13 protein-coding genes are annotated in these 16,635 nt (G+C 43.5%); 10 read left to right on the top strand and 3 right to left on the bottom strand.

The window, feature by feature from the left end:
- The first annotated feature begins 120 nt into the window (after positions 1-120).
- Positions 121-1,506 carry an APC family permease gene (locus DI53_RS01510; protein ID WP_037494622.1) on the top strand — a complete coding sequence of 462 codons (1,386 nt, stop codon included), beginning with the start codon at positions 121-123 and terminating at the stop codon, positions 1,504-1,506.
- A gap of 99 nt (positions 1,507-1,605) precedes the next feature.
- Positions 1,606-2,010, top strand: coding sequence for a hypothetical protein (locus tag DI53_RS01505; RefSeq protein WP_037494620.1), 405 nt, complete (start codon positions 1,606-1,608; stop codon positions 2,008-2,010).
- A gap of 102 nt (positions 2,011-2,112) precedes the next feature.
- On the opposite strand, the gene DI53_RS01500 is transcribed toward DI53_RS01505, so the two are convergent.
- Entirely contained in the window at positions 2,113-4,401 is a 2,289-nt protein-coding gene (locus tag DI53_RS01500) for a cation:proton antiporter (RefSeq protein ID WP_037494618.1), read from the bottom strand.
- Between the two features lie 187 nt (positions 4,402-4,588).
- On the bottom strand, positions 4,589-5,167 hold the full coding sequence (locus tag DI53_RS01495; protein ID WP_037494616.1) for a YdeI/OmpD-associated family protein: 579 nt from the start codon (positions 5,165-5,167) through the stop codon (positions 4,589-4,591).
- Between the two features lie 150 nt (positions 5,168-5,317).
- On the opposite strand from DI53_RS01495, the gene DI53_RS20445 reads away from it, so the two are divergent.
- Together DI53_RS20445 and DI53_RS01490 are read left to right on the top strand one after the other, a co-directional pair.
- On the top strand, positions 5,318-5,524 hold the full coding sequence (locus DI53_RS20445; RefSeq protein ID WP_131555143.1) for a hypothetical protein: 207 nt from the start codon (positions 5,318-5,320) through the stop codon (positions 5,522-5,524).
- Positions 5,525-5,572: 48 nt separating this feature from the next.
- On the top strand, positions 5,573-6,076 hold the full coding sequence (locus DI53_RS01490) for a GNAT family N-acetyltransferase (RefSeq protein WP_037494613.1): 504 nt from the start codon (positions 5,573-5,575) through the stop codon (positions 6,074-6,076).
- A gap of 112 nt (positions 6,077-6,188) precedes the next feature.
- On the opposite strand, the gene DI53_RS01485 is transcribed toward DI53_RS01490, so the two are convergent.
- Positions 6,189-7,334, bottom strand: a complete 1,146-nt coding sequence (locus DI53_RS01485; RefSeq protein WP_037494611.1) for a BamA/TamA family outer membrane protein — start codon at positions 7,332-7,334, stop codon at positions 6,189-6,191.
- 420 nt (positions 7,335-7,754) lie between these two features.
- On the opposite strand from DI53_RS01485, the gene DI53_RS01480 reads away from it, so the two are divergent.
- The 6 genes from DI53_RS01480 (at position 7,755) to DI53_RS19490 (ending at position 16,568) form a co-directional block, all read left to right on the top strand.
- Complete coding sequence (locus DI53_RS01480) at positions 7,755-8,342, top strand: RNA polymerase sigma factor (RefSeq protein ID WP_037494609.1); 588 nt, start codon at positions 7,755-7,757, stop codon at positions 8,340-8,342.
- A 91-nt stretch (positions 8,343-8,433) separates the two neighbouring features.
- A complete protein-coding gene (locus DI53_RS01475; RefSeq protein WP_037494607.1) occupies positions 8,434-8,754 on the top strand; it encodes a hypothetical protein in 321 nt (106 codons plus the stop codon).
- Positions 8,755-8,900: 146 nt separating this feature from the next.
- Complete coding sequence (locus tag DI53_RS01470; protein ID WP_037494605.1) at positions 8,901-10,028, top strand: FecR family protein; 1,128 nt, start codon at positions 8,901-8,903, stop codon at positions 10,026-10,028.
- A gap of 89 nt (positions 10,029-10,117) precedes the next feature.
- Positions 10,118-13,468, top strand: a complete 3,351-nt coding sequence (locus DI53_RS01465) for a TonB-dependent receptor (protein ID WP_081939363.1) — start codon at positions 10,118-10,120, stop codon at positions 13,466-13,468.
- A gap of 14 nt (positions 13,469-13,482) precedes the next feature.
- Positions 13,483-15,357: a RagB/SusD family nutrient uptake outer membrane protein gene (locus DI53_RS01460; RefSeq protein ID WP_037494603.1), complete on the top strand. Its 1,875-nt coding sequence runs from the start codon at positions 13,483-13,485 to the stop codon at positions 15,355-15,357.
- A 215-nt stretch (positions 15,358-15,572) separates the two neighbouring features.
- Positions 15,573-16,568 (top strand): alpha/beta hydrolase, encoded by a 996-nt coding sequence (locus DI53_RS19490; protein WP_052071947.1) that lies wholly within the window; start codon positions 15,573-15,575, stop codon positions 16,566-16,568.
- The last annotated feature ends 67 nt before the right edge of the window (positions 16,569-16,635 follow it).

Genomic DNA, 16,635 nt, shown 5'->3' with positions numbered 1-16,635 from the left:
TTATATGCCGGTATTATAAGCGGTTTTTAGATTAAATTGCCAAATAGCCAAAGCTATTTTGGATCTGCTTTCGGAATTCATCGAATATGTGTAGGTTTGATCCGAAATAAGCCTTAAAATATGAAGCGTCAGTTAACACTATGGGATGCAGTAATGATTGTGATGGGTTCCATGATTGGAAGCGGTATTTTTATTGTGAGTTCCGACATGATGAGACAGTTGGGATCCGGCTATTGGCTGTTTACCGTTTGGATATTGACCGCTGTTGCCACAGTTTCTGCAGCCATATGTTATGGCGAGCTCTCCTCGATGTATCCTAGGGCGGGCGGGCAGTATGCTTATCTGAAAGAAATATTTGGTCGCATGACTGGATTTCTGTACGGATGGAGTCTTTTTGCGGTCATACAGACGGGTACTATTGCGGCGGTGGCTGTAGCTTTTGGCAAATTTGCCGGTTATATCTTTCCCACCTTGAACGATGCGGCGCCGATTTACCAACAAGGCACCTTTATGATTACCTGGATGCAGGTACTTGCCATTGGCGTGATTCTACTTCTCACTTACATTAATACAAGGGGCCTGCATTCCGGAAAATTGGTGCAATCTATATTTACGGCCGCCAAAATTATTGCTTTAGTAGCACTGGTTTTTGGGGGCATCTACCTTATGCAGAAAAGCTTGTTTACTGAAAACATGGATTTTGGTTGGGCAGCTTCTCAAAATATAGATGGCGGAGGTTGGAGATCGATTGACGGCGCGACACTTCTTGGCGGCATTGCAGCAGCTATGGTCGGTGCAATTTTTAGCAGTGTGGCATGGGAGAATGTTACTTTTGTGTCTGCTGAGGTTCGGAAGCCCGAGCGTAATGTTGTTCGTGCCATGGTAATTGGAACTTCCTTGGTCATGTTGCTCTATTTACTGTGTAATTATGTATACGTAGCTACGCTTACGCGCGATGAAATCGCGTTTGCGAGTAACGACCGTGTCGCGATCGCCGCAGCTGAAAAATTGTTGGGAAAACAGGGTACAGTCGCCATGGCGGTATTAGTCATGGTATCTACATTTGGTTGTGTCAATGGTTTGGTGCTTTCAGGCGCCAGGGTGTTTCAAACGATGGCTAAAGATCGCTTGTTTTTAAAACAAGTTATTCCCAATAATAGTAGAGAAGTGCCGGCGCGCTCTTTATGGCTACAAGGAGCCTGGGCATCGTTGTTGTGTTTAAGCGGACAGTACGGTAATTTGCTGGATATGGTTTCCTTCGTGATTGTAATATTCTATATGATCACTGTATTCGGCGTGGTTTACCAACGCTGGAAAGCACCGAAAATAGAGAGGCCTTATAAAACGTTTCTGTATCCGCTACCTATCGTCATCTACTTGCTTATCGGAATCCTATTTTGTGGTTTACTGATCGTTTACAAGGGCGAGTATACTTGGCCGGGTTTTATCCTTGTTCTTGTAGGGATTCCTATCTACTACGTTTTTAATCGTAAAGCTGACACATAGGCCTTAAAAAGTCTAAAAATATATGTTTTCGTTGCGTTTAAATATGGCGATGGTATAGATTTTGTATTGTTTATCGGTAAATAATAATATCCTATCCATATGGAAATGACTACAGATCTATCAAACTTAATTTACCGAATTAATACCAAAGAAGAACTTGATCAGATGATCAATAGCCGCTACTTTGGTGAACGCGTTTTTGTAGATCCGCCCACATTACATACGGAATTGAAAAACTTAATTAGTCTTGCAAATGACCTTTTTATCTACGGCGAAGAAAACAGAAGTACAAAACCATGTTTTGACATTTCGGACGTAAGTGACTATAGTTTCAAAGGGCCCTTTTGCCATGTCATGAATTACTTCTCGCGTAAAGTAGAGTTTATTCGGAATGGTGCCGATCCGGCGGATTACACGGAAGACGACCTAGAACATTTTTGCGATGATTCTGACAATAATCCTCTGATCCATTTTGGAAATTTCACTATGGGCCGTCGTCTTTAGTCAACGTCTAGCCCCAAAAACTGACCTTATCGCAGAGTAAGTTGTGGCTCGGGGCGTCGTTATTATAGCCGAAAGACGAAAGTTATCCAAGAGGGATTCACCTTAACTACCAACTCTTTTCAAGGGGTTAGTGATAATTAATATTGACGTTTTGACAACTTCTTGTCGCTCCTCCTGTTCCCAACCGCTCTTCCAGCTTGCTGTGCTGGTAAGCACAAGATCGTACTTATTTTCTAATGGAAAGTTAGCCGCCGCCCGCTCGCTCGTTGTCAAGTTATTTGGAAAGTCGATCTCCAATTTTTGAATGGCTTCACCCAGCGATCCTTGACGGAGCTGCGGTTTCATAAGCAGTAACTCAATTTCGGAGTCGTTGCAGCGTATTAATCGCCCCGCGTAGGACAGCAAATGTTGATCTTGTGTCCCGAACACAGGAATGAGTATACGTCCTGCAGATTTGAAGTTCCTGTTAATTAAAATGGCTACGGGAATTTTTACCTTCGAGACAATCTGCGTGAGTCCATCGTCGAAAGTATGCTTTTGGAATAACTGTTCTTTTCCAGTTACCGTATTCATAAGTTTCTCTGGGTTGATGAGGCGTGTGGTAAAACCCAGTACATTCCCCAGCAGCGTTCCTTTGTAAATGGACTGTCCCAGCCCGACGAGAAGCATATCAAACCGTTCTTCGTTATTTACGACATCAATAATTTCTGCGTCAATATCCGAAGCTGTTTTAAACATCGTTGTAATCTCTCTGTTTAGCACCTTCGATTCTTCAAATAATACCTCGAACTTTTCCCGTTCGAGTTGGTCCGTATCGTAATGATGTAATTTGTCGCTGTCTACAATATGCATCGCCGTAATCTGGGTGTTTTCAGATTCCTTTTTGCTGAAGTTATGCGCTAATCGGAATAATGCTCGACCAGACTCGGGGTTGCTAAACGATATCAAGACTTTAAAATGCTCGGATAACGACTGTGTAGTGGTATTCCCTTTTTTCCTTCGAAAGAGCCAGTCGATAAAATCCAGTGTAGGTCCGGTCATGAACGTGGTTGCTAGAGCCATAATGACCATCATCGAAAACAGTTCTGGTGTAAGTACGCCCAAGTCGTAACCGATGTTTAAGGCCACCAGCTCCGTGAGCCCTCGGGTATTCATCAAGGCACCGATGGCTAAGCTATCTCGCCAGTTTTGCCCCACAAATTTAGCGGCCAGTGCGCTGCTGACAAATTTACCTACGACAGCCACCGCGAAAATTAGCGCCGCTATTTTCCAAAGGTAAGGCTCGTTTAACAAGCCTATTTGCGTGCGAAGACCTGTGAATACAAAGAATAGTGGTAGCAACAGCACCAACGCTACATCTTCTACCTTTTCAATAAATATGTTTCGAAACTTGATATTATCTGGCATAATGGCGCCTGCAATAAATGCGCCGAACAATGCATGGATGCCGATAACTTCCGTGGCATAGGCAGAAAGGATAAGCACGAGAAAGAAGATAGCCACAATGCTTTTGCTTAGGCTTTCTTTCGAGCCATTCAACTCGCCGATACGCAGTAAAAACGGACGCACTACCCGAATCATAAGGATAACATAGAGGATGGCCAATAATATGGTGTAAGCGGCACTGCCAAACGACCCTGCTTTGACGATGGCGATCACGGCTGCTAGGATACACCATGCGGTGATGTCATCAGCAGCAGCACAAGTTATTACAATAGTTCCAAGCCTGGTCTTGTTTATGCCGCGCTCTTGCACGATGCGCGCCAATACCGGGAAAGCCGTGATACTCATAGCGATACCGGCAAAAAGACCGAATGAAAGAAACTGTACATTGGCAGGTGCAAATTCGTCGTATAAAAAATAAGCTAATCCCAAACCCATCACAAAGGGCATAATGATACTGGCATGGCTGATGACAACGGCATCATGTGCTTTGTGCTTCAGGATCTTCATATCAATTTCCATCCCGACAATATACATGAAGAGGATAAGTCCGATCTGACTCAAAAACTGAAGGTTACCTAAGGATTCCTGAGGAAAGAGTGCTGCTGAAAATTCGGGGAAATACATGCCGATGAGGGAGGGGCCAAGTACAATACCGGCTATCATTTCTCCGATAACGGCAGGTTGTTTAATTTTTACACAGATCCAGGAAAATAATCGTGCTACAAGGATGATGGTCACAATTTGAGCTAGCAAAATAGCCAAGGGGTGTTGGATGTTATGGATAAGAGCAGTTAAAAAATCTGACCACTGACTATTTTCAGATTGCGGTATGTTGATGTCTTTGCCATCTTCCAATTTTACGCCATTGAGGATGATCCAATACATCAATAGGGAAAAGCCACCTATTATACCCACATAAAATATCGCGTTCCTGAATTTTCTCATAGCTGTTTTGACCGGTTCTTCTATTGTACAATGATACAGGTATGGTATTGATCTGGCAATTTGTGGCGCTAATTATGGAACAAGGGCGGTTTTTTTTGTAATAAAAGTCGTTGCTAATTGGCGAAAAGGCAGCTTGTGGATACGTGGGCGCTATTGCCGAAGCTCTTTCTGCACGATAGTTCTCTCACTAAAATGAGTTGGGCATTGTTTTTTGCGCAGCAGCTGATGCGATTTCTTCAATCCTGCGGAGTCGCGTTTCTGGCTTTTTGGCAAGTGCGACCCATTGCAGCAAAGCTTTTTTGCTAGACTTGCTAAGTGCATTAAAAAAGGAATACGCTTCTGGCGATCTTATTAATGTAGCATCCAGATCTGATGGTATAATCAAGGCTTCAACGTCATCCAGTATGGTCCACGATCCGTTTCTTTTCGCTATTTCGATGGCTTGAAAGCCGGAGGCTTCCATCAAGCCGTTGGCTATCAGCTGGTCGACTTTTAGTTTGTTAATCTTCGACCAAGTGCTTTTAGCCTTTCGCTTTCCAAAAAATTGAATGGACGAATACTCGTCTACAGATCGTTTTATACTATCTATCCAACCGAAGCATAAGGCTTGGTCTACAGCTTCGCTCCACGAAATGCCTGACTTGCCCGATTTTTTGTTGAAACAGATCATCCATATGCCGTCCTCTGTCTCATGGTTTTCTACTAACCAATCCCGCCAAGCCTCAGCGTTCGAAAAGTGTTTTTGCTGTATGTCAGTACGAGGCATAAAAAATAATATAGATATATACAAAGTAGTAAAAAATAAGACAAAAGAGAATATTCCATATATGATAGCGCTAGAATCCTGGATACGCGAGCTTATATATATACCGTAAAACTTAATATCAAGTTAACATGAATAGACTTACATTGCGTCATGTTGATAATATTTATGTGCCTCGTTGCGGTACTGGCTGTAATCGCCGTGTGCAACATGGATTCAATAAAGAAAGCTTTCTTGTTTATTCTGCTGCTATTGAGCTGTAGACTTACCATTTACCTCTTCATACATTACCCCGGCTGGTCCGCGATTGTCATTACCTTGATGATTATCGGTGGAATTCGGTTCGGCCGTGTGCGTTAGCTATTCATTTATTATTCGTCTAAACTTGTTATATTCGTGGCATATACTATGGAATATACATTTCGAAAAGCAACCCCAATTGACGCAAAAGCGATTTGGACAATCCTGCAAAATGCCATCGAAAGAAGAAAGGCGGACGGCAGCGCACAATGGCAAGACGGATACCCTAACCCAACTGTGGTTAATCATGATATTGAGAAGGAACAAGGCTTTGTATTGCTAAATGGCGAGGAGATCGTCGGGTATACGTCCATATTGATTAATGATGAACCCGCCTATGAAAACATTGAAGGGAAATGGCTAAGCGACGCCGATTTTGTTGTTTTCCACAGAGTAGCCATTAGTGCTTCCCAGCTGGGGAAGGGGCTTTCAAAGGTGATGCTAGCTGAGATAGAAAAATTTGCGCTCACGAATAATATCCACAGCGTACGTGCCGATACCAATTTTGATAATATGGCTATGCTAAAGATATTTGATCGTGCAGGATATCATTACTGTGGGGAAGTGTATTTCCGAGGTAGCGCGAGAAGGGCATTCGAGAAGCTGTTGTAAAATATTACGTATTGTTGCTGCAGATGTGCCCGTACAGTCCTAATTAAATGAAGATTGCCAGGTCGTCGTCTATCCTCATCGCGATAGCATTCATTTATTTCTACAGCGTAAATTAAAAAGCTTCACCATTAAAAATATAGAAGTTCGCACCTTCCCGTGTAAAGCCTACATCAAAACGGATGTAAATATCTTTTTTAGGGAACAACAGGTAACGGAGACCCACGCCGCCTGCCACACGTATATTGCGCGCTTGAAAGCCGCCTAGTGTGGGCGATACCGCGCCCGCCGAAGCAAATATAGACGCACCTAGCCTTTTACTGAAGCTGAATGGTAGCATACGGTATTCCGCTTGCGCAGCTATAAGATTTCTATCCCTATAACGACCTAGATAGTATCCGCGCATAAGCCGATCACCGCCAAGCATGGTTAACTGATTAAACGGAACGTCGCCATGCAAGAACTGGCCTTTCACTTGCCATGCCAGAACATTGTTTTTTGCTATTTTATGAAAGGAACGTACCTCCATGTTGACCGTACCAAAAGAATAGTCGCTTATAAATCCAGAGAATGTTTTAAGGTAGGCAAGTTCTGCGAACAATCCTTCCCGAACGTTAAGTACATTGTGTCGATTGTCATACACCAAGCCTAAACCCAAACCGAGATTTTGCGTGCCTTCACCACCTACCGGAATTTCGTAGGGGCTTCCTTCTTCAGGTTGTTCAAAGTTGACGCCTGATAGCAGTTGATAATCCAGTTCCGGGCCTATAAATAAATTCTTTTTCAATTTTCGAAGTACACGCTGCTTGAATAATACTTGGAAAGCATCTACCACGGCCGGATGATCGCCCGCGGTATTGGGACCTATACCATAATAGGATAGCGGAAACTTTTGAATCTTAGTTTCGCCCAGGAAAAACCACTTATCTTGGTCGCCGTAAATAGCGTTGTCCAGCACAACTCCATACTGTCCTTTAAAGGTGAAAAAAGTGAAGGCTTGCATTTCGCTTAGCCGATTGAGGGTATCTCCTTTGGCATAGAAGAGTTTTAAGATGGAAGCCCCCAGTTCTACACCGGTTTCAGGTGCCGATGCAAATGTAGGGTAGACCGTAAGCGTCGACTTTTCTGCCGACGTCGTATCATTGATGATGGAATTTACGTAACGTCCAACCCAACCGTTTTTTAATCCTTGCGCTTGCGTCGAGGATAGCGCAAGAATACTTTGTGAAAAAAGAAGAAAGAATAGACGCTGTCTGCTCATCCGTGTGTTTTAAAGTTTGCTTTCGAGCTCTAAATTAAATAAAAGATGCTGAACTCAACCGTTGACCGATTGATAATTTTAAATAAATTGACTAAAACGGCCTTAAAGTCAAATAAGAGCATTCTATTTTTCATCAAAACTCACGATGGGTAGGAGATATACCGAAAAGGCACACAACAGCATTTTTATCAGCTAAAAACTCTTAGACCAATCCTTGATAGTATCTATGTTAGTAATCGATTAACCCATTCAATTCCGATAGCACAAATAATATATACCGTCTGTCAAATGGGCGGCGTAATAGAAGATGATAAATATTTCTTATTCGTGAGGGGAAATAAGATTGTTTTTGATTGAGTTTTTCTAAATGAAATATTTAATATATTTGTGTTAATCAATTTTAAACATGCTGCGTGTTAGATGCTAGTGTATGCACCATATAGTCTAGAAGAATTATTCTTTTTAGTTCAAAAAGATGATGACTTGGCGTTTGCTGAAATATACCAGCGAACATGGCAAAAACTTTTTGTAGCGGCTAATTCCAGGCTACGTAATGAGATGATGGCTAAAGAAATAGTTCAAGAAATTTTCGTAGATTTATGGAGTAAACGTAACTTAAAGCGTATCGAAGCAGTGGAGAGTTACCTTTTTCAATCAGTCAAATATAAAGTGATTGATTATTTTCGTAGAAAACCAAAACAGTTTGAAGTTGTCGAGGACTTTCTCGATACTTTGTGTAATTTTGAGCCTGCCGATGGTAGGCTTGTTGAACAAGAGTACAATGTGCTTGTGGAAAAATGGATAGCATCTCTACCGAAGAAGAGACGCCAAATTTTTACCCTCAGGTTTGTTGAAGATAAAACAACGCAGCAGATAAGCCATACGCTTAACATATCGACGAAGACCGTTCAAAATCAGCTCCTCAATGCAACAATGCTTTTGAAACAAATGCTTAGAAAAATCATGTATCTGCTTTTTATGTTTGTATTCCATCAGGAAATTTTTTAGCACATTCAAATTTATAAGCGATGTTAAAAAGAGCTTTTTATCCGTAATAAAGCCACATTTTCATCATCTTTAAAAGTACAAACTGCACACAATGGAAAGAAAAATGAATACGCCATTCGAAATACAGCCCTATGTCGGCGTTGGATCGCTGAAATTTGGCATGACCGCCGATGAGGTGGCCGCGGAAATAGGGCTTCCTGATTGTATCGAGGATGAGGGCGGTGAGATTAGGGAACTTCGAGAAAAAAATGATTTCCACGTCGTTTATGCAAAGGACGGAACGGGAGCGGTTGAAATGGGTTTTGGCAGCAGTGTAAAATTATTGCAGTACGACGGTATGTATGTTTTTAAAGAAACACCAGTAGATGTTTTGAAGCATATCGTAGGGTGGGGAGGGTACATGGAAGATTGATTGTGTAAGCATAAAAAAGGTTTGGGCCGCTAGGTAAACCGACAACCGAACAGGCTCGACATCCATCTTTAAAAAAAAAATATTTTTTTGGGAGTTTGTTTCTGCTCCACGACATATATGTAATAACCGTTTATAAATCGACGTATATGTCTCTTGATAGAAAGAAAATACGATCACTACTGCAAGCTGTATTTTTGCGATATCTGCGTCGCGAATCGAATCCGGATGAGCGAAACTTGATTGATCAATTTTACGAGAACGTGCCTCAGAAGCTCATTTGCGATCAAGATTTGCGTCGTATCGGATCCGAAATGGAACAGGAAATAGCTTCACAAACCCAACGCCAACCGCAAAAGGCAAAACGCAAATACAAATTATACATATCTGCAGCGGCGTGTATTGCCCTTTTATTTACGTTCCTGACAATCTATGTGCTTCGTTACAAGGGGGGTGATACTCTTCCCAAACAACGGTCTGGAACCATAGTGGGCGCGACACTTCGCATCGGAAACGATCGGTTTAATATTCAAGACAGTTTGCCGAAAGGTGGTTCACTGGAAACCTCGGGAGGGGAAACGGTATTGAACCTCACAAATATTCAACCGCAGGATTTGAAGGATACCATTACGGTGAGCAACCCCTCTAACGAAATCTTTACTGTGGTACTGCAGGATGGAAGTGTCGTAAAGCTTGCGCCGATGGCACTTGTGCAGTATGTATCCGAAGTTGATGCACATGAGAGACGCGTGCTGGCAAAAGGTATTGCTTCTTTTGCCGTTAAAAAGCTGTTAAGAAATGGCCAACGCATTCCATTCATTGTAGAAACTCGCCTGCAGACCATCGAAGTATTAGGGACACGCTTTAAAATTGATGCTAGTGCAGATACTGAAGAAAACATTCACCTGGAAGAAGGGAGTGTCCGCCTGATGCATAATGCCAGTAAAAATAAAGTATTATTAGTGCCTGGCGAAAAGGCTTTCGTAGCGGAAGGGGAAAGTAAAATTTATGTTTTGCATGGCAGAGAGAAAGAAAAGCTGGAAGCTTGGAGGAATGGATTATTTGCCTTTGAAGGGGAAAAATTGGAAAACGTGATGCACGAATTGGCAGACTGGTATGATACTGATATTCGTGTAATAGGATCTGCTAAGGATTTACCTATTACAGGCACCGTCAGTCGATACCAACATATTGAAGAGGTGTTGGGTATTATTGAAATGACAAATAAAGTGCGCTATTTTAAAAAGAAAGGAGTGACGTATGTGACGAAGCGATAGACATAGTAAGGGATGCTGTAACATCCCTCACCGATAGCCTTAAGAAGGCAAAAAATAAATTAATTATGTGACTAATCAATTAATCGCAAATGTATAAATTAATTATTGAAAAGTGTAAGCCTTTGCTGCTTGCACGGGGAGTTCTTTTGCTTCAATTTTTGCTATCCTTAACCATAGCAGAGGCTAGTGCAGCGCCAGCTTATCGCTTGCAGCAACAGGTTACAATTAGCTTTAGTGATGTATCCTTAAAGCAGGCTTTTAAAGATCTGAATGCAAAAACCGGATTAAAATTTATGTATTCCCCTGAAGATTTAGATGATAACAAAAAGGTGTCCGGTAATTTTACAAATACTTCATTGGCGCAGGTATTAAAGAGCATACTCCCCCCCGATGTTACCTACAGCATAAAAGATAATACGCTTGTTTTAAGACGTGCAGCGGCTAGTGTGGCTAGCCAGCAAGAGCGCGTTGTGAATGGCGAAGTTATGGATGAGCAAGGTAAGCACTTGACTAACGCTACAATTGTAAGCGGAGCAAGTAACAAGCAAGTTTCGAGTGACAATGAAGGTCGGTTTTCTATCTCGGTAACGCCGCAGGACATCGATTTACACGTCTCCTTATTAGGGTATGTTCCCCAGCGCCTGGTACTGACGGATCGCGCAAACTACCGCGTGGTTTTGAAGGACAGCACAAATGCGCTGGACGAAGTTGTGGTGGTGGGATTTGGAACACAGCGGAGTGCCTCGGTAGTTGGCGCTATTACGACGATTGCACCGCAACAGCTCAAGCTAGGAACCTCCCGTTCCCTAAGTAATAACTTGGCAGGCCAGCTTGCAGGCGTTATCGCAGTGCAGCGCACCGGTGAGCCGGGCTTTGACAATTCTACCTTTTGGATACGCGGCTTGAGCACCTTCGGACAAAATCGACAACCACTGATCTTGGTAGATGGTGTAGAACGCTCTCTTAATAACATGGATCCGGAAGAAATTGAATCGTTCTCGATATTAAAGGATGCCGCTGCAAGTGCGGTGTATGGCGTGCGCGGTGCAAATGGTGTGATCCTGATTAATACCAAAAGGGGGAAGGTTGGAAAGCCGACTGTGACCACGCGTTTTGAGCAGGGGATCACCTCGCCGGTGCAGCTGCCGAAATTTATAGGAGCAGCAGATTACCTGGAGGTGCTCAACAGCATTCAGCGCGAAAATGGAAGAAGTCCTGCGTACAGCCAAGAGCGAATCGATAATACCCGTAACGGGGTAGATCCGGATTTGTATCCAGACGTCAACTGGCTAGACGCCATATTACGCGACCAAGCGTCCAACTCGCGGGCAAATGTCAGCGTGAATGGAGGCTCGGATGTTTTACGTTACTCTTTGGTTACAGCACTTTATCGGGAAACAGGATTGATCGAACGTGATAACGCACAGGCTTGGGATTCCTCGTCCAAGTTATCTCGATATAACGTAAGATCCAACGTGGATGTCAACGTTAGCCCGACAACCCTCTTGCGCTTAAATATAGGCGGTTACTTGCAGAATCGAATTTCAGCACCGCAACGTGTTGATCACTTGTTTCAGGAAGCTTTCACAATCCCACCCTTTGTACATCCCACGATTTATTCGAGCGGAGAAATTCCGCGTACACCGCAACGGGTGAACCCCTGGGCGCTGGCTACACAACGTGGTTATAATCGCTTTAGCGATAGCCAAATCGAATCCCAGTTTGCTGTCGAACAGGATTTAGCTTTTTTTCTCAAAGGCTTGAAAGCGCGGGGCTTGTTTTCTTTTGATCGTTTTTCAAGTAACTCAGTCGTTCGCAGCAAAGATCCTGATTACTATAATCCTGCTACCGGCCGCTTGGAAGATGGACGTTTAAACCTAGTGATCGATACCTATGGTCAGGAATTCCTAGGTTACAATAGAGGCTCCGAATGGGGAAGCAATAGTGTGTACCTAGAAGGCGCCATAAATTACGCCCGCATATTTGGTAAGCATAATGTGGAGGGGATGATCCTTTACAATCAACGAAATTTAGATACGGGAGATTTATTGCCATTCCGTAATCAAGGTATCGCGTCACGGTTTTCGTATAACTATGATAACCGCTACATAGCTGAATTTAATTTCGGCTATAATGGGTCAGAAAATTTTGCCCGTGGCAGACGATTCGGTTTTTTTCCCTCTTTTGCATTAGGCTGGTACGTTTCAGAAGAGCCATTTATGGCCGACATGCGCGATCTGTTTTCCAAGATTAAGCTAAGGGGTTCTTATGGGCTTGTTGGTAACGATAGATTGGATGGTCGTCGCTTTGCCTATATCACAACCATCAACGACGGTCTTGGCTACACGTGGGGGCTGGACAATGACTTTGCACGGTCCGGTCGCTGGGAAGGTGATCAGGGTAATCCCAATTTAACATGGGAAACGGTAGCCAAAACAAATCTGGGCCTAGAGCTAGGGCTTTGGAACGCTGTAGATTTACAGCTTGACCTATTTTCCGAGAAGCGAACCGATATTTTTATGCAGCGGCTATCTATTCCCGGCTCAAGCGGCTTCACTGCAATGCCTTGGGCAAATTTTGGGCAGGTCAACAATAGAGGGGTAGACATATCGCTGGATGCAAGAAAAACGTTTAGCGACCACTTTTTTATGTCGGTCCGGGGTACATTTACCTATGCGGCCAATAAAATTATCGAACAGGATGAACCTAGTGCGGTGATTGGTACGTCGCGATCCTCTACTGGAAAACCTATAGGACAGCTATTTGGCTATATCGCCGAAGGCCTGTTTACAGAAGGGGACTTTGATGATGTTGCGAACGGAATATTGCGGGAGGGGATCCCGAGGCACACGCTAGGGGTTGTTCGGCCAGGCGACATCCGTTACCGCGATCTGAATAATGACGGCGCTATAGATGCACTGGATTTAACGGCTATTGGCGGAACAGTGGATCCACAGATTGTATATGGGTTTGGAGCTAACGCGCGATACAAATCTGTCGATTTCGGTTTCTTCTTTCAGGGGCTGGCTAAAACATCCCGCATTATTGGAGGGAACAACTTTATTCCCGGCAGTACCCGGGGAGCTATGGGAAATATCTTCGATAATGTAGACGATAGGTGGACGGTGGATAATCCGAGACAAGATGTATTCTATCCAAGGCTTTCCGATTATCTAAGCACAAATAATAATGCGCCTTCTACCTGGTGGTTGCGGGATATGAGTTTCTTGCGTTTGCGTAATGTTGAACTGGGGTACAACTTTCCATCACGCTGGCTCGATAAGGTACAGGTAGCTTCCCTACGAATCTTCGCCCGGGGAAATAATTTATTAACCTTATCCGACTTTAAGCTTTGGGATCCGGAGTTGTCGGTTACGAATGGTATGCTGTATCCGGTAATGAAATCGGTATCGCTTGGACTAGAACTGAATTTTAAATAGTAAAGTTTTTTGATATGAACGCACTTAAAATAAAGATGCTGACTTCCGTCGTTTTCGGATTCACGATATTGCTCTCTTGCAGCAAGTACTTAGATCGCATGCCCGATGATCAGCTGACGCTAGAAATGGTTTTTAATGATAAGACACGAACGGAAGACTGGTTAGCAGGTATCTACAGCAATGTTCCAGATCCTTATTGGGGTTATGCAAGGTATAACGAAAATGATCCTTTATCAGATGATGCCGCGCCTTCTCCTGGTTTAGAACAATTTGACTGGCCAGTCATTGGAAAGCAAGTCGGGAATTGGAATCCTAGTACACCTTGGCCTGCTAATTATTGGGTAGAACTTCCAAGGCGAATCCGATCGGCTTACATTTTTATAGACAATGTGAAGGCTAATCCAGCACAATTGGTGCCTGAAAGTGAGGTAGAGCTCATGAAAGCAGAAGCGCGCTTTATGATTGCTTATTACTATTCGCTTTTGCTGGAAAGCTATGGCGCTATTCCGTTTCAGCTTGGGCTAACAGATCCGCAAGCCAGTGAGGAGGAGCTGATGATAGGACAAACCCCTTTTGACCAAGTCGTGCAATGGATAGATCAAGAGCTGCTGGATGTTTCCGCATTGTTACCCGCCCGGTATACAGAATCTCAGAAATATGGACGAGCCACATCGATCATGTGCCTAGCAGTTAGAGCGCGGCTTTTGCTCTTCGCAGCCAGCCCCCTTGTGAATGGCAATAGCGATTACACTAGCTTTGTAAATGATAAAGGTGAGGAGATCTACAATAGTAACTATGATGCGAATAAATGGGGTAAAGCTGCAGACGCTTCAAAACTGCTCCTTGATGCAGCCACAGCTGCTGGCCATCGTCTTTATTACGAGTACAATGATGATGGAACTATCGACCCCTTTCTTTCGTACCAAAATATGATGTTTCGTCGGCCACAAGATGGCAACAATGAAATTCTATTCGCAAGGCCAAGCAGTAATACATCGGAGTATGATCGCTTCGCGCAGCCAAGAGGCACAGCTGGAATCGGTAATTACGGCGTTACACAATCATTGGTCGATGCCTTTTACATGGAAAATGGAAGGCCTATCAATGACCCGCTTTCGGGCTATGTAGAAAAGGGATTCTCGACAGCGGATGAGATAAGAAACACAAAATGGGCTGAATCCCAGGGTGGCGGAAAGGTCACCCTAACAGGAACATACAATATGTATACACATCGCGAGCCCCGCTTCTACATATCAGTCCTTTACAATGAAGCGTGGTTTCGGCGCCAAGGTAGAACGACACAGTTTTATAGTGGTGCGCCGGACGGCGGTCCGTCCCATGATGCACCGCCGAGCGGCTATTTAATCCGTAAAAAAGTGCACCCAGATCACGACCCGCGAAACGGAACAAATCCCTATCGCCCCGGTATTTTATATAGGCTTGGTGAGGTGTATCTCAACTACGCGGAAGCCCTTAATGAGGCTGATCCGGGAAACGGCGAAATCTTGAACTACTTAAACCAAATTCGTGTGCGTGCGGGGGTTCCGCCGTTTGGATCGGGAGCAGACGCACTACCTATACCGGCATCACAGTCGGAAATGCGCGAAGCGATACGTAGGGAGCGTCGAGTGGAGCTTAACAATGAAGGAATTCGGTACCGGGATATCCGACGCTGGAAGATAGGGGAGGCCACATTAAACGGCGATTTTTCAGGGATGAATTTTGCGGGCACCGAAAAAGATGATAATGAAAGCAACCCACTGGCATATTTTAAGCGGTCGGTTTATCAAAGGCGGGTTTTCACTGCTAAAAACTACTGGTATCCTGTACCGCAAGCAGAAATCGATAAAAATCCAAATTTAGTGCAAAATCCATTCTGGAATCAATAGCTCATTATTATATTGTTTTTTAGGTATTACCTGATGCTATTAAAAAATGCAAACAGGCTTTATAAACTGGCTGTTTGCATTTTTCTCGAAAGTGAATCAGACTTGCTCCGTTAAAATGAAATGCCAAAAACTTTTGCCGTTTTCGTAAGTTATTAAAATGGCTATATGGAGGGTTTTGGCCTCTATCAATATTTACACTATACAACAATATAAAAATGCTCAACGGACATTTTACGCCATTTTACATTCGGGTTGTTTCGGCACTTGCGATATGCCTTACTCTGATCTCTAAATCCTCTGCCCAAACAGACTCATCAGCGTATGCCTACCGCGCATTGATTGATCTGGGTTATAAGCCATCGTCGGGTGTGGACTCTGCGCGGTTAGATCTTTTTTTACCGGCTGTGGCGCAGACAAAGAAGGTTCCATTAGTTATCGTGGTGCACGGCGGCGGATGGGCTTTTGGCGATAAAGAAATGGAAAGCATTTATTATATGCGAAAACTAAAAGAAGGGTTGTTGCGAAGCGGATTTGCCGTAGCAAGCATCGGCTACAGCTTACTTTCTGACAGTGTTCATTTTCCGCAGCCGCTGGAAGATTGTAAGGATGCGGTAAGATGGCTCTATAAACATGCGTCCGTCTATAATTTAGATACAGATAATTTTGGCATGTGGGGCGGATCTGCAGGTGCACATATCGGTCTATTAATAGCGTATTCTACTGAAGACGAGTATAATGGAAGAGAAGAGTTGTCGGCCTACCCGGCCAAACTTAATTACATTGTCGATAATTTTGGACCTACCGATCTCAATGAATTATTTAAGGTCGATTTGGGCGGCTTTTCCACAGCCATGTTTAAGTTGTTTGTTCCTAAGCTATATGATATCCGCGAAAAGCTTACGCTAGCCATGACTGGTACCTCATTCAAAGAAGATAAAGAAAAAGTAAAAGAAATCAATAAGACCTATTCTCCACGCTATAAAGTTAGTAGTCATGCTATTCCGACACTTATTATTCATGGAACCAAGGATAAGATTGTATCGCTTGAACAATCTAAAAAGTTAAAAACATCACTGGACGATTGTAAAATTTATAACGAAATGATCACGGTAGATGGTGGAGATCATGGCTTTGGTAATATTTCAGAAGAACAAATCGACGCGTTGATAGAATCGACGATAATCTTTATTAATAAGCAGTTGGTTTTGTAAGGTGAATTCTTTTAACGGATTGTCCTTCGCTCAAACCCATCCGCCGCATGCCGCGGCAAGGCAAATA

This window comes from Sphingobacterium deserti, from assembly GCF_000757725.1.
Lineage (GTDB): Bacteria > Bacteroidota > Bacteroidia > Sphingobacteriales > Sphingobacteriaceae > Sphingobacterium > Sphingobacterium deserti.
The sequence above is the reverse complement of the archived record's forward strand: the minus strand, read 5'-3'. Positions and strand labels throughout refer to the sequence as shown.

Coding starts and splice junctions, on each gene's coding strand:
- DI53_RS01510 (WP_037494622.1), top strand. CDS start 121: ATGAAGCGTCAGTTAACACTATGGGATGCAGTAATGATTGTGATGGGT.
- DI53_RS01505 (WP_037494620.1), top strand. CDS start 1,606: ATGGAAATGACTACAGATCTATCAAACTTAATTTACCGAATTAATACC.
- DI53_RS01500 (WP_037494618.1), bottom strand. CDS start 4,401: ATGAGAAAATTCAGGAACGCGATATTTTATGTGGGTATAATAGGTGGC.
- DI53_RS01495 (WP_037494616.1), bottom strand. CDS start 5,167: ATGCCTCGTACTGACATACAGCAAAAACACTTTTCGAACGCTGAGGCT.
- DI53_RS20445 (WP_131555143.1), top strand. CDS start 5,318: ATGTTGATAATATTTATGTGCCTCGTTGCGGTACTGGCTGTAATCGCC.
- DI53_RS01490 (WP_037494613.1), top strand. CDS start 5,573: ATGGAATATACATTTCGAAAAGCAACCCCAATTGACGCAAAAGCGATT.
- DI53_RS01485 (WP_037494611.1), bottom strand. CDS start 7,334: ATGAGCAGACAGCGTCTATTCTTTCTTCTTTTTTCACAAAGTATTCTT.
- DI53_RS01480 (WP_037494609.1), top strand. CDS start 7,755: ATGCTAGTGTATGCACCATATAGTCTAGAAGAATTATTCTTTTTAGTT.
- DI53_RS01475 (WP_037494607.1), top strand. CDS start 8,434: ATGGAAAGAAAAATGAATACGCCATTCGAAATACAGCCCTATGTCGGC.
- DI53_RS01470 (WP_037494605.1), top strand. CDS start 8,901: ATGTCTCTTGATAGAAAGAAAATACGATCACTACTGCAAGCTGTATTT.
- DI53_RS01465 (WP_081939363.1), top strand. CDS start 10,118: ATGTATAAATTAATTATTGAAAAGTGTAAGCCTTTGCTGCTTGCACGG.
- DI53_RS01460 (WP_037494603.1), top strand. CDS start 13,483: ATGAACGCACTTAAAATAAAGATGCTGACTTCCGTCGTTTTCGGATTC.
- DI53_RS19490 (WP_052071947.1), top strand. CDS start 15,573: ATGCTCAACGGACATTTTACGCCATTTTACATTCGGGTTGTTTCGGCA.